The organism is Streptomyces sp. cmx-4-9 (assembly GCF_046548835.1).
In the GTDB taxonomy this organism is placed as follows: domain Bacteria; phylum Actinomycetota; class Actinomycetes; order Streptomycetales; family Streptomycetaceae; genus Streptomyces.
The window spans coordinates 851,812-865,639 of sequence record NZ_JAEBEE010000001.1 but is presented as its reverse complement, the minus strand read 5'-3'; the positions used below and the strand labels follow the sequence as shown (position 1 = coordinate 865,639).

The 13,828-nt window shown below is 73.8% G+C and carries 9 protein-coding genes; 4 read left to right on the top strand and 5 right to left on the bottom strand.

The window, feature by feature from the left end; translation table 11 throughout:
• Window positions 1-49: 49 nt before the first annotated feature.
• The 4 genes from ACLJTM_RS04045 to ACLJTM_RS04030 form a co-directional block, all read right to left on the bottom strand.
• On the bottom strand, window positions 50-3,943 hold the full coding sequence (locus tag ACLJTM_RS04045) for a multifunctional oxoglutarate decarboxylase/oxoglutarate dehydrogenase thiamine pyrophosphate-binding subunit/dihydrolipoyllysine-residue succinyltransferase subunit (protein WP_411101919.1): 3,894 nt from the start codon (window positions 3,941-3,943) through the stop codon (window positions 50-52).
• A gap of 258 nt (window positions 3,944-4,201) precedes the next feature.
• Window positions 4,202-5,287, bottom strand: coding sequence for an ATP-binding protein (locus ACLJTM_RS04040; RefSeq protein WP_411101918.1), 1,086 nt, complete (start codon window positions 5,285-5,287; stop codon window positions 4,202-4,204).
• On the bottom strand, window positions 5,284-6,024 hold the full coding sequence (locus ACLJTM_RS04035) for a response regulator transcription factor (RefSeq protein ID WP_411101917.1): 741 nt from the start codon (window positions 6,022-6,024) through the stop codon (window positions 5,284-5,286). The genes ACLJTM_RS04040 and ACLJTM_RS04035 overlap by 4 nt, the downstream gene beginning before the upstream one ends.
• A gap of 139 nt (window positions 6,025-6,163) precedes the next feature.
• Window positions 6,164-6,742, bottom strand: a complete 579-nt coding sequence (locus ACLJTM_RS04030) for a hypothetical protein (protein WP_411101916.1) — start codon at window positions 6,740-6,742, stop codon at window positions 6,164-6,166.
• Between the two features lie 36 nt (window positions 6,743-6,778).
• Between ACLJTM_RS04030 and ACLJTM_RS04025 the strand changes: the two genes are divergently transcribed.
• Window positions 6,779-8,170: a hypothetical protein gene (locus tag ACLJTM_RS04025; protein WP_411101915.1), complete on the top strand. Its 1,392-nt coding sequence runs from the start codon at window positions 6,779-6,781 to the stop codon at window positions 8,168-8,170.
• Window positions 8,171-8,228: 58 nt separating this feature from the next.
• Entirely contained in the window at window positions 8,229-9,188 is a 960-nt protein-coding gene (locus ACLJTM_RS04020) for a sulfurtransferase (RefSeq protein WP_411101914.1), read from the top strand.
• A 96-nt stretch (window positions 9,189-9,284) separates the two neighbouring features.
• On the opposite strand, the gene ACLJTM_RS04015 is transcribed toward ACLJTM_RS04020, so the two are convergent.
• Window positions 9,285-10,499 (bottom strand): monooxygenase, encoded by a 1,215-nt coding sequence (locus tag ACLJTM_RS04015; RefSeq protein ID WP_411101913.1) that lies wholly within the window; start codon window positions 10,497-10,499, stop codon window positions 9,285-9,287.
• A gap of 244 nt (window positions 10,500-10,743) precedes the next feature.
• On the opposite strand from ACLJTM_RS04015, the gene lon reads away from it, so the two are divergent.
• Window positions 10,744-13,140 carry an endopeptidase La gene (gene lon / locus ACLJTM_RS04010; protein WP_411101912.1) on the top strand — a complete coding sequence of 799 codons (2,397 nt, stop codon included), beginning with the start codon at window positions 10,744-10,746 and terminating at the stop codon, window positions 13,138-13,140.
• 104 nt (window positions 13,141-13,244) lie between these two features.
• Window positions 13,245-13,691, top strand: coding sequence for a MarR family winged helix-turn-helix transcriptional regulator (locus tag ACLJTM_RS04005; protein ID WP_411101911.1), 447 nt, complete (start codon window positions 13,245-13,247; stop codon window positions 13,689-13,691).
• Window positions 13,692-13,828 lie beyond the last annotated feature (137 nt).

The following is a 13,828-nucleotide window of genomic DNA, read 5'->3' as shown; positions in this document are numbered from 1 at the left end:
GCCCGGCCCCCGTCAGGGGAGCCGGGCCGTGCGGGGACCACCGAAGGGGTCAGGCCTCGAAGACCTCGTTCAGCAGGAGCTGCTGCTCCGCCTGGTGGCGCTTGGCCGAACCCACCGCCGGGGACGAGCCGTGCGGGCGCGAGATGCGCCGCAGCCGCTCGCCCGCCGGGACGTCCGCGCCGACCGCCAGGTCGAGGTGGTCGATCAGGTTCAGTGCGATGAACGGCCACGCACCCTGGTTCGCCGGCTCCTCCTGCGCCCAGATGTACTTCGCCGCGTTCGGGAACTTGGCGATCTCCGCCTGGAGTTCCGCGCCGGCCAGCGGGTACAGCCGCTCGATGCGGATGATCGCGGTGTCGGTGATGCCGCGCTTCTCCCGCTCGGCCTCCAGGTCGTAGTAGACCTTGCCCGCGCAGAAGACGACCTTGCGGACCGCGTTCGGGTCCACCGTGCTGTCGCCGATGACCGGACGGAACGAGCCGTTCGTGAACTCCTCCGCCTTCGACGCCGCCGCCTTCAGACGCAGCATCGACTTCGGGGTGAAGACGATCAGCGGCTTGTGGTGCGGGTTGTGGACCTGCCAGCGCAGCAGGTGGAAGTAGTTCGACGGCAGGGTCGGCATCGCGACCGTCATGTTGTCCTGCGCGCACATTTGCAGGAAGCGCTCCGGGCGGGCCGACGAGTGGTCCGGGCCCTGGCCCTCGTAGCCGTGGGGCAGCAGCAGGGTGACGCCGGAGGTCTGGCCCCACTTCTGCTCGGCCGAGGAGATGAACTCGTCCACCACGGTCTGGGCACCGTTGACGAAGTCGCCGAACTGGGCCTCCCACAGCACCAGCGCGTCCGGACGGGCCAGCGAGTAGCCGTACTCGAAGCCCATCGCCGCGTACTCCGAGAGCAGCGAGTCGTAGACGTTGTAGCGGGCCTGGTCGTCCGAGAGGTACTGCAGCGGCGTGTGGTCCTCGCCGGTCTCCCGGTCGATGAGGACCGCATGGCGCTGGCCGAAGGTGCCGCGGCGGGAGTCCTGGCCGGACAGCCGCACCGGGGTGCCCTCCATCAGCAGCGACCCGAAGGCGAGGGTCTCGCCCATGCCCCAGTCGATCGTGCCCTCGTCGATCATCGCCGCACGGCGCTGCAGCTGCGGCAGCAGACGCGGGTGGACGGTGACGTGCTCGGGGATGTTGACCTGCGACTCGGCGATCCGCTTGAGGACCTCCTGGGAGATCGCGGTGTTCACCGGGACGGGGAACTCCTGCGCGGTCTGCGCGGGGGCCACCGGCGCGCCGCCGAGGGGGGCCGTCGACGCCTCGCGGACCTCCGCGAAGACCTTCTCCAGCTGCCCCTGGAAGTCCTGGAGCGCCTGCTCCGCCTCTTCCAGCGTGATGTCCCCACGACCGATGAGGGACTCGGTGTACAGCTTGCGCACCGAGCGCTTCTTGTCGATCAGGTCGTACATCAGCGGCTGCGTGAACGCCGGGTTGTCGGACTCGTTGTGGCCGCGGCGGCGGTAGCAGATGAGGTCGATGACCACGTCCTTGTTGAACGCCTGACGGAACTCGAAGGCGAGCCGCGCCACGCGGACCACGGCCTCCGGGTCGTCGCCGTTCACGTGGAAGATCGGCGCCTCGATCATGCGGGCCACGTCGGTCGCGTACATCGAGGAGCGCGAGGACTCCGGGGCGGCGGTGAAACCGACCTGGTTGTTGATGACCACGTGCACGGTGCCGCCGGTGCGGTAGCCGCGCAGCTGCGACATGTTCAGCGTCTCGGCGACCACGCCCTGGCCCGCGAAGGCCGCGTCGCCGTGCAGGGCCAGCGGCAGGACGGTGAAGTCCGTGCCGCCCTTGTTGATGACGTCCTGCTTGGCGCGGGCGACACCCTCCAGGACCGGGTCGACGGCCTCCAGGTGCGAGGGGTTCGCGACGAGCGAGACCTTGATCTGCTCGCCGTCCAGGCCCGTGAAGGTGCCCTCGGCGCCCAGGTGGTACTTGACGTCGCCGGAGCCGTGCATCGACTTCGGGTCGAGGTTGCCCTCGAACTCCCGGAAGATCTGCGCGTACGACTTGCCGACGATGTTCGCGAGCACGTTCAGCCGGCCGCGGTGGGCCATGCCGATGACGACCTCTTCGAGGCGGGCCTCGGCGGCCGAGTCGATGACGGCGTCGAGCAGCGGGATGACGGACTCGCCGCCCTCCAGCGAGAACCGCTTCTGGCCGACGTACTTGGTCTGCAGGAAGGTCTCGAAGGCCTCCGCCGCGTTCAGGCGGCGCAGGATGCGCAGCTGCTCCTCGCGCTCCGGCTTGGAGTGCGGGCGCTCGATGCGGTCCTGGATCCAGCGGCGCTGCTTCGGGTCCTGGATGTGCATGAACTCGACGCCGGTGGTGCGGCAGTACGAGTCGCGCAGCACACCGAGGATGTCGCGCAGCTTCATCATCGACTTGCCCGAGAAGCCGCCGACGGCGAACTCGCGCTCCAGGTCCCACAGGGTGAGGCCGTGCTCGGTGATGTCGAGGTCGGGGTGCTTGCGCTGCTTGTACTCCAGCGGGTCGGTGTCGGCCATGACGTGGCCGCGGACCCGGTAGGAGTGGATCAGCTCGAAGACGCGGGCGGCCTTCGTGACGTCGTCGTCGTGCGAGGCGTCGATGTCCCGGAGCCAGCGGACCGGCTCGTACGGGATGCGCAGCGCCTCGAAGACGTCGTCGTAGAAGCCGCTCTCGCCGAGCAGCAGGTTCGCGACGATGCGCAGGAACTCGCCGGAGGCCGCGCCCTGGATGACCCGGTGGTCGTAGGTCGAGGTCAGGGTCATGACCTTGGAGATGCCCAGCTTGTTCAGGGTGTCCTGCGAGGTGCCCTGGAACTCGGCGGGGTAGTCCATGGAGCCGACGCCCATGATGACCGACTGCCCGGGCATCAGGCGGGGCACGGAGTGCACGGTGCCCAGGCCGCCGGGGTTGGTCAGCGAGACGGTGACCCCGGTGAAGTCGTCCATCGTCAGCTTGCCGACGCGGGCGCGGCGGACGATGTCCTCGTAGGCCTGCCAGAACTCGAAGAAGTTGAGGGTCTCGGCCTTCTTGATGCCGGCGACGACGAGCTGGCGGTCGCCGTTGGGCTTCACCAGGTCGATGGCGAGGCCGAAGTTGATGTGCTCCGGCTTGACCAGCGTCGGCTTGCCGTCCTTCTCCGCGAAGGAGTGGTTCATGGCCGGCATGGCCTTGATCGCCTGCACCATCGCGTAGCCGATGAGGTGCGTGAAGGAGATCTTCCCGCCCCGGGCGCGCTTGAGGTGGTTGTTGATGACGATGCGGTTGTCGAACAGCAGCTTCACCGGGACGGCGCGGACGGACGTGGCCGTCGGGACGTCGAGGGAGGCGTTCATGTTCTTCGCCACGGCGGCGGCCGGGCCGCGGAGCGTCACCAGCTCGGGGCCCGCGGGGGCCTCGGTGGTGGGCGCGGCCTTCTGCGGGGCTGCGGAGGAGGCGGCCGGGGCCTGAGGGGCAGGAGCGGCCGGTGCGGCGGCCGGAGCCTGGGAGGTGACAGTCACAGCAGGGGCACCAGAGGGGGTGGCAGGAGCAGGGGCAGGAGCTGACACAGGCGTGGGCGCGGCGGCAGGAGCCGGGGCAGGCGTCGCGGTGCCCGCCGCCCCCGTGGCGGCGTCGTCGGGTGCCTGCGCGGACGCGGCGGCGGGGGCGGCCTGTGCGGAGGCGCCGTCCGTCGTCGTCGGGGACTTCTTCGGCTCTTCGGCCTTCACCGGGGCGGCTGCGCCGCCCGGCTTGTAGTCGGCGAAGAAGTCCCACCAGGCCCGGTCGACCGAGTTCGGGTCCTGGAGGTACTGCTGGTAGATCTCGTCGACGAGCCACTCATTGGCGCCGAAGCCTGAGGCGGGGTTCTTCCCGCCCTCTGCTGCTTCGGTCGTGGTGCTCGAGTTACTGGGGGACTGTGGCGACACGGCGGCAACCGCCCTCTTCCGCTTCACAAGGTATGGACAGCGGGAATAAAGGCTACGCCTCCCAGGGCACCGGATGCAGACCGGGCGGGACATCCGTCGCGCAGGTCACATCGAACGGCGGGTTTCGGCACCGGGAATGGCGGGAAACGAGCAGGGTTCGGGTAGCCGCCACCCAGGTTGCGGCCCCCTTGGCTTCGCACCCCTGACGACCCCGGGCACGTGTGGCCGAGATCATGTCCTTCCCACTCGAACCCTACGTCAACGCGGCGCCTGCGAACTGCCCGGAAGCGTGACGAGGATGCGACAGCCCCGAGACGATTCGGCCACGCCGATGTGCCCGCCGTGCAGTTCCACCGCCCACCGGGCGATCGCCAGGCCCAGCCCCGTGCCGCCGTCGCCGCCGCGCGCGCTGCCCCGGTTGAACCGCTCGAACACCCGGTGCCGCTCGGACTCCGGGATGCCAGGGCCCTCGTCCCGCACCTCCACAGCCAGGCTCCCCGGCTCCTCGCCGGCCCGCGCCCGGACCGTGACCCGGCCGTGCGCCGGGCTGTGCTTGACCGCGTTGTCGATCAGGTTGGCCACCACCTGGTGCAGCCGCTCGGCGTCCGCGTACGCCCACAGCTCGGGCGGGAACACGTCCAGGTGCAGGTGCACGTCGTTGCGCGTGTGCCCGCCGGAGCCGGAGGACAGCCCGGGCCGCCCGGCCGCCGCCAGCGCCGACTCCTTCAGCACCCCCGACAGGTACGGCCACACCTCGAACCGCCGGGCCCGCAGCGGCACCACCCCGTTGTCCACCCGGGACAGGTCCAGCAGGGTCTCCACCAGGCCGCCAAGGCGCTCGGTCTGCTTCAGCATCGTCCGCATGGTCTCCGGATCGGCCGCCGAGACCCCGTCCACCACGTTCTCCAGCACCGCCCGCAGCGCCGCGATCGGCGTCCGCAGCTCGTGCGAGACATTGGCGACCAGCTCCTTGCGGTGCCGGTCCACCGCCTCCAGGTCGTCCGCCATCAGGTTGATCGTCGAGGCCAGGTCGCCCAGCTCGTCCCGGCGGCCCGCGCCGCGCACCCGGCGGGTGTAGTCCCCGCGGGAGATGGCCCGGGCCACCGTCGTCATGTCGTCCAGCGGCGCCGTCAGGCCGTGCGCCACGAACTGGGTGATCAGCATGGAGGCGATCACCGAGAAGACCGTGATGAACCGCAGCTCGGTGTCGGTGCGCAGGGCCACCAGCAGCAGCCCCGTCGTGATGAACACCGAGACCACGACCAGCATCCCCAGCTTGGTCTTGATCGAGAACGGCGAGAAAGGGCGCAGCCCCGCGGGCCGCTGCCCGGGCCGGCCGCTCATGCCTGGGCCGGGGTCTCCAGGGCGTACCCGACGCCGTGGACCGTACGGATGCGCTCCGCGCCGATCTTGCGCCGCAGGGCCTTGATGTGGCTGTCGACCGTACGGGTCCCGGACGCGTCGGCCCAGTCCCAGACCTCCGCCAGCAGCTGCTCCCGCGACAGCACCGCCCGGGGGGTCCCGGCCAGGCACACCAGCAGGTCGAACTCGGTCGGGGTCAGGTGCACGTCCTCGGACTGCACCCGCACCCGGCGCTGGGCGTGGTCGATCTCCAGGTCGCCCAGGCGCAGGGTGGCCCCCCGCGGGGCGTGCGCGGCCAGCGTGGCCCGCTCGACCCGCCGCAGCAGGACGTGCACCCGTGCGGCCAGCTCCCGCATGGAGAACGGCTTCGTCATGTAGTCGTCCGCCCCGACCCCGAGACCGACCAGCAGGTCGGTCTCGTCGTCCCGGGCGGTGAGCATCAGCACCGGCACCGGCCGCTGCGCCTGGACCCGCCGGCAGACCTCCAGGCCGTCGAAGCCCGGCAGCATGATGTCCAGGACCAGCAGCTCCGGCAGCCAGCTCTCGGCCGCTGCCACGGCGGCCGGCCCGTCCGGGGCCGTCTGCACCTGGAAGCCCTCGGCGCGCAGCCGGGCCGCGATGGCCTCGGCGATGGTGCGGTCGTCCTCGACGACGAGCACACGCCGCTGGGCGCCGGGGGTCGCCGCAGCGCTGTTGTGGGTCGTGTGTGTCTGTTCCATGTCCGGTCCCGCCCCGTGATGATCCCGCGTGATGGGGTGCAGCGTAGAGGAGCCACCGGCCTGCGGCTATGCGGGGTTCGGACAGGGCCCGGTCCGACCGGGCCCCCGAGACGCGCGGGGCGGCCGGTGCCGCCGGGTGCTAGCCCGCGGAAAACGGAGGCAAAGCCTCCAGAACTGTGACCAGAACGGAAGGCAGGGACTCCTGCTCCCCGGCCACCTCGACACCGCCGTGCACGAACGTGAAGAAGAACCCGTCGTAGACCTTCGGACCGCCCGTCGACATCCGCGGCAGCGCCGCGAAGTCCGCCTCCCGCAAGGCCTCCCGCAACCGGCCGAGCTCCGGCGCCGACAGCCTCCCGGCGCCCAGCTGCGCGGCCTGCCGGTCCAGCACCGTCCACGCGCCGTCACCCTGCACGACCATGGTGCGCAGCTGGCCCGCGAAGCCCCCGCTGCGGGAGACCCGGACCAGGGTCCCGGCGGCCGGCGGGACCCCCGGCGCGGACGGGCCGGCCGAGCCCGACGGGGCCGAGGGCGCAGGAGCGGCCGGCGAGGACGCCGCGGAAGCCGACGGCGACGCCCCGACCGGACCCCCGGCGCCCCCGGCCCCGCCCGCGGACGACGCGGGCGCACCGTCCCCGCCGCCGTCCCCGGACGGTCCGCAGCCCGCCAGGACCACCGCACACAGCACTGCCGCCGCCACTGCCCGGAACGTGCGCACACCCACCTCCGCGGGTACAAGGACCGAACCCCGAGTATGGAGTGCCCGCGCCCCGCCGAACAGCACCCGGAGCCCGCCATCCGCCGCATCGCCCCCTGGCGCGTCCTGCCGCCGCTGCTCGCCGCCGCCCTCGGCCTGTGGGGCCTGCCCCGCGGCGGCAGCATGTGGCGCGACGAATCCGTCACCTGGCAGGCCGCCCACCGCCCGCTCGGCGGCCTCTGGGACCTCCTCGGCCAGGTCGACGCCGTCCACGGCCTCTACTACCTGCTCATGCACGGCGCCTACCTCGTCTGGGACGGCGGCCTGTGGACCCTGCGGCTGCCCTCCGTCGCCGCCACCGCACTCGCCGCCGCCGGCGTGGCCGCCGTCGCCCGGCACCTCGCCGGGGAACGCGCCGCCCTGTGCGCCGGACTCGTCTACGCCGCCCTGCCGCCCGTCCAGATGTACGCCCAGGAGGGCCGCTCCTACGCCCTCGTCGCCGCCGCCGTCGCCTGGTCCACCCACCTGATGCTGCACCGGCACTGGACGGCGTACACGGCGGTGCTGCTCCTCGGCTGCTGGCTGCACGAGTTCGCCGTACTGGCCCTGCTCGCCCATGCCTTCGCCGCCCGCCGCGAGCGGGGCTGGCGGTGGAGCGCCGCCGCCGTCGCGGCCCTGCTGCTGCCGCTCGCCCTGGTGAGCTCCCGCCAGGCCCAGCAGCAGCTCGGCTGGCTCGGCCGGCCGGGCTGGCAGGACTGGACGGCGTACGCGGTCCTCGCGGCCGCCTCCCTGCTCCTCGCCCGCGGGGCCCCCCGGGACCTCGTACGCGTCGCACTGCCGCTGGCCCTGCTGCCGCCCGGACTGCTGATGGCGCTCTCCCTGGTGCACCCCTGGTACGTCGACCGGTACGTGCTCTATGCGCTGACCGGACTCGCCCTGCTCACCGGCACCCGACTGGCCGGCGCCCGCAACCGGTGGCCCCGGCTGCTCGCCGCCGCCCTCCTGGTCCCCGTCGGCCTGTGGTCCGCGTGGCTGCGCACCCCGGACAGCCGCAAGGACGACGTGCTCGCGGTGAGCGCCGCGGTCCGCGAACGGGCCCGGCCGGGCGACGCCGTGCTCTTCATGCCCGCACGGCGCCGCGAGTGGCTGCTGTCCTCACCCGACGTCTACGAGGGCCTGCGCGACGTGGCCCTGGACCGCTCCCCGGCGGCCTCGCACACCCTCCAGGGCACGGAACGTGCCCCGCAGGACATCCGCGCCGCCCTCGCCGCCGCACCCCGGGTACTCGCCCTCCAGGACCCGGCCGGGCAGCCCCTGGACCCGTACCCCGCCGAGGAGGCCAAACGCCGCGCCCTGGCCACGGGGTTCGAGCTCTGCTCGGTCACCGCGGTGCGCGGCGCCCGCATCGCGGTGTACGCCCGCCCGGGAACCTGCGGCGCCCCCGGGTGAAGATGGGGCGACCCGCACCGCCGGCCGCCGACCCGGCCGCACCCACCGGAGGCGCCGCATGACCCCACCGACCCCTGCCCACCGGGCCGTTGCCGGCCGTCCCGGACCACTCCCACTGCCGGGCCCCCTCGTCGGGGCGGACTGGCTCGCGCCGCGGCTGGGCACGCCCGGACTGGTCCTCCTCGACGCCTCCGTCGGCGCCCACCGCGGCACGGACCGCCGCATCCCCGGCGCCCGCCCCTTCGACCTCGACGGCCCCCTGTCCGACCACGGCGCCCCCGCCCCGCACACCATGCCCGGCGCCGCCGCGTTCACCGAAGCCCTGCGGGACCTCGGCGTCCGCGACACCGACACCCTCGTCGTCTACGACGCGGCAGGCCTCTACTCCAGCGCCCGCGCCTGGTGGATGCTGCGCGCCATGGGCTTCGACCGGGCCGCCGTCCTCGACGGCGGGCTGCCCGCCTGGACGGCCGCGGACCGTCCCGTCGAGGCCGCCGCCCCCGCCTACACGGGCCCCCGCGGCTCCTTCACCGCCCACCCCCGCCCCGGCCTGTTCGGCGACGGCACCGGCGTCGCCGCCGCCCTCGCCGACCCGGCCGCCGCCGTCCTGGACGCCCGTACCCGGGAGCGCTTCGCCGGCACGGCGCCCGAGCCCCGTCCCGGACTGCGCGGCGGCCACATGCCGGGCGCCGTCAACCTGCCCTTCGGGGAGCTCCAGGGCCCCGACGGCCTGATGCGGGCCGTACCCGAACTCCGTGCGGCCTTCGCGCAGGCGGCGGGGGAGCGGCAGCGGCTCTGGTTCAGCTGCGGATCCGGGGTCACGGCCTGCGTGCTCGCTCTCGGCGCCCACCTGGCCGGCTACCGGGACCTCACCGTGTACGACGGCTCCTGGAGCGAATGGGGCCTGCCCTCGGCGCGACCGGTGGCCACCGGAGACGGGACCGGCCCTTCCGATCCGGCCGACGCCGGCCCCGGCACGGGCCCGACCGGCCCCGCCGCCGCCCGCCCGGGGACCTGACCGCCCGCCCGGGCCCCGGGCGGGCCGCCCGGACCGGCCGACCGGGCCCTGACCGGGCCCCGGACCGCCGACCGGGACGCGGACCGGCCGGTCCGGCTACGGGGCCAGGGCCCGGCCGCCGATACCGGCGGCCCCCGCCAACTGCCCCTGCCACCAGGCCGCGACCTCCTCCCGGCTCATCCGCGCCCACCCGGGCGTCCGCTCCACCTGGGCCCGGCCCAACCGGCGGGCCAGGGCGACCAGGTCCCGCCCGGCCGCACCCCGCACGTCCTGGTAGTCCGCCACCAGCCGCTCCCAGGAGTCCGCCCGGCGCCAGGCCGCCGCGAAGGCCGCGGCGTCCTGCAGGGCCTTGGCGGCGCCGCTGGTGTTGTGCGGGCGCACCACGGCGGCCGCGTCGCCGGCCAGCAGGAGCCGCCCGGCGGCGACGCGCGGGGGCTCCAGGTCGTAGATGGGCTGCACGAAGGTGTCGGCCGGATCCGTGAGCGCCAGCACGTGCCCCCAGTACGGCGGGAACTCCCGCTCCAGCAGCACCCCCAGGTGCGCCCGCAGCCCGGGGGGCAGTGCGCCCGGCGGGAAGCTCGTGGGGTCGTCCAGGCGCAGCCCGCCCGCCGCCGGGGGCGCGGCGTAAAGCACCCAGTTCACCCGGGGCCCGTCCGGGCCCGGGATCCGGTAGACCACACAGCTCCCGCCCGGGAAGCAGACGGTGGTCACGGCGTCGGGGTGCGGGTCCTCGCCGGGGCGGACCCCGTCCAGCAGGGCCGCGTCCAGGTTCCCGCGCCAGCACACGTACCCGGCGTAGTGCGCCCGCGCCTGCGGGCACAGCGCCGCGCGCACCACGGAGCGGTACCCGTCGGCGCCCACCACCAGGTCGAACCGCTCGGCGGAGCCGTCCGCGCACCGCACCTCGGCCCCGTCGGGGCCGTCGCCCACACCGGCCACGGCCACACCCGGCCGGTGGTCCACCGTCCCCGGGACCGCCGCGCGCAGCCCCCGCCACAACAGCCCCCAGTGGTACGAGTGGAAGGGGAAGGGCTGCTCCCAGATCACCCGGCCGCCCGCCGCGGCCGGATCGCGCACCACCCACCGGCGGCGCGTCAGCCGGTGCGCCGGGATCCCTGCGGGCAGCGCCCCCGCCGCAACGAGCTCGGCGGCCCGGTCGTCGTGGACACACAGCCCGAGGCCCCGGTCGGCGAGCTGCCCGCGCGTCCGTTCCAGTACGACGACCCGTTCCGCTCCGGCGCGCGCGGCGGCGGCCGCGAAGGCGCACCCCGCGATGCTCCCGCCGACCACCGCGACCGATCCGCCCCGCATACCGCCTCCAGCCGCCCGTGCTGCCCGAACCGGCCACGCTAGCGAGCCTGCGGCGGCCCCGGCCGCCCGTGCCCCCCCGAACGGCCGAATCCGGCCTCGTCCGACCGGAACCGCAGCCGCGGTCGGCCTCCGACGGCGGGCTCCGAGACACCTGTTCGCCCCGGGCGAACGACTGTCGGGGAACATTGGGGGACTCAGCTGCATTGAGTCGGCATAGCTCAACTTCACTGCCGGAGGGAAGATCATGGCTTCGACGTCCGTATCGCTCACCCTGCCCGTGCTGCCGCTCGACGACGAGGTCGTGCTGCCCGGAATGGTCGTGCCCCTGGACCTGTCCGACGCCGAGGTACGGGGGGCCGTCGAGGCCGCCCAGGCGGCGGCCGGGACCGGCAAGCCCCGGGTACTGCTCGTGCCGCGCGTCGACGGGAAGTACACCGGCACCGGTGTGCTCGGGACCGTCGAACAGGTCGGCCGGCTCTCCGACGGGGACCCCGGCGCCCTCATCCGCGGCCGCGGCCGCATCCGCATCGGCGCCGGGACCACCGGCCCCGGCGCAGCACTCTGGGTCGAGGGCGAGACCGTGGACGAGAACGTCCCCGACCCGCTGCCCGGCGCGGTCACCGAACAGGTCAAGGAGTACAAGGCCCTCGCCACCAGCTGGCTCAAGAAGCGCGGGGCCTGGCAGGTCGTGGACCGCGTCCAGCAGATCGAGGACGTCTCCGCCCTCGCCGACAACTCCGGCTACTCCCCCTTCCTGACGCTCCAACAGAAGGTGGAACTCCTGGAGACCGGCGACGCCGTGACCCGCCTCGGCCTCGCCATCACCTGGCTCCGCCACCACCTCGCCGAACAGGACGTGGCCGAGTCCATCGCCAAGGACGTCCAGGACGGCGTCGACAAGCAGCAGCGCGAGTTCCTGCTCCGCCGCCAGCTGGAAGCGGTCCGCAAGGAACTGCGCGAACTCAACGGGGAGAAGGAGGGCGAGGAGTCCGACGACTACCGCGCCCGCGTCGAGGCCGCCGACCTCCCCGAAAAGGTCCGGGAGGCCGCACTCAAGGAAGTCGAGAAGCTGGAGCGCGCCAGCGACCAGTCGCCCGAGGGCTCCTGGATCCGCACCTGGCTCGACACCGTCCTCGAACTCCCCTGGAACGAACGCACCGAGGACCGGTACGACATCCAGGGCGCCCGCGCCGTCCTCGACGCCGAACACGCGGGCCTCAGCGACGTCAAGGACCGCATCACCGAGTACCTCGCCGTCCGCAAGCGGCGCTCCGAGCGCGGCATGGGCGTCATCGGCGGCCGCCGCGGGGGAGCGGTGCTCGCCCTCGTCGGGCCCCCCGGCGTCGGCAAGACCTCCCTGGGCGAGTCCGTCGCCCACGCCATGGGCCGCACCTTCGTCCGCGTCGCCCTCGGCGGCGTACGCGACGAGGCCGAGATCCGCGGACACCGCCGGACGTACGTCGGCGCCCTGCCCGGCCGGATCGTCCGCGCCATCAAGGAAGCCGGATCGATGAACCCGGTCGTCCTCCTCGACGAGATCGACAAGGTCGGCTCCGACTTCCGCGGCGACCCCGCGGCCGCCCTCCTCGAAGTCCTCGACCCGGCCCAGAACCACACCTTCCGCGACCACTACCTGGAAGTGGAACTGGACCTCAGCGACGTGGTCTTCCTGGCCACCGCCAACGTCCTGGAAGCCATCCCCGAAGCGCTCGCCGACCGGATGGAAATCGTCCGCCTGGACGGCTACACCGAGGACGAGAAGGTCGTCATCGCACGCGACCACCTGCTGCCGCGCCAACTGGAACGCGCCGGACTCGGCGCCGACGAGGTCGCCCTGGAGGAGGACGCCCTGCGCAGGCTGGCCGGCGAGTACACCCGCGAAGCGGGCGTACGCACCCTGGAGCGCTCCCTCGCCCGACTGCTGCGCAAGGTGGCCTCCCAGCACGAGCTCGGCGAGCGGGAGCTGCCCTTCCGGATCAGCGCCGGCGACCTGCGGGCGCTCATCGGACGGCCCCACCACGTACCGGAGTCCGCCCAGGACCCGGCCGAACGGCGCACCGCCGTACCCGGCGTGGCCACCGGCCTCGCCGTCACCGGAGCCGGCGGCGACGTGCTCTTCGTAGAGGCCTCGCTGGCCGACCCCGAGACGGGCGCGGCCGGCCTGACCCTGACCGGGCAGCTCGGCGACGTCATGAAGGAGTCGGCGCAGATCGCCCTCAGCTTCCTGCGCTCGCACGGCGCCGAACTGGAACTGCCCGTCGCCGACCTGAAGGACCGCGGCGTGCACATCCACTTCCCCGCGGGAGCCGTGCCCAAGGACGGCCCCAGCGCGGGCATCACCATGACGACCGCGCTCGCCTCCCTGCTCTCCGGGCGGCAGGTGCGCACCGACGTGGCGATGACCGGCGAGGTCTCGCTGACCGGACGGGTCCTGCCGATCGGCGGCGTCAAGCAGAAGCTGCTGGCCGCCCACCGGGCCGGCCTGACCACGGTGATCATCCCGAAGCGCAACGAGGCCGACCTGGACGACGTCCCGGCCGAGGTCCTGGAGGGACTGGAGGTGCACCCGGTGACCGATGTGCGCCAGGTCCTGGAACTGGCCCTCGACCGCGACCGGGTCCCCGTCACCGCCGCGGCCTGACACCCCCGGTCCGACGGCCCGCGACCCCGCCCCGGCGGGGCCCCGGGCCGTCGGCGCACCCGCTGCGAAATACTGGCCGCTCACACCTTCGATGGGAGCGGGACGTGCACGGGAGCGAAGACCAGGAGTTCCTTGCCCTGGAGCGGGAGCTGTCCGTCTTCCTCCGGCGGGCCCGCGCCTCCTCCGGGGAGATGGCCCGGGCGCTCCACCCCGAGCTGGAACCCGCCGCGTACGGACTCCTCACCCGCCTGGAGGCCGCCGGCCGGCAGCGGGCCACCGAACTCGCCGCCTACTTCGGCGTCGGCAAGGCCACCATGAGCCGCCAACTGCGCGCCCTCGAGGTGCTCGGCCTGGTGGCCCGCGAACCGGACCCCGCCGACGGCCGGGCCTTCCTGATCGGCCTCACCGACGAGGGACGCGAACGCTTCCTGCGGGTACGGGACGCCCGGCGCGAGCAGTACATGCGCAAACTCGCCGACTGGGACCGCGGCGAAGTCGCGGAACTGGCCCGCCTGCTGAACCAGCTCAACGCCGGGGCCGAGACCGACTGACGACCACCGACCCGGCGACCAACGACCCGGCGGCAACCGGCGTACGGGGCCCACCGGGACCGGCGGGCCTGCCGTGGCATCCCGCGCTCCCGAACCCACGCACCCATGCCCCCGCACCCCCGCACCCGCGCCTGCCC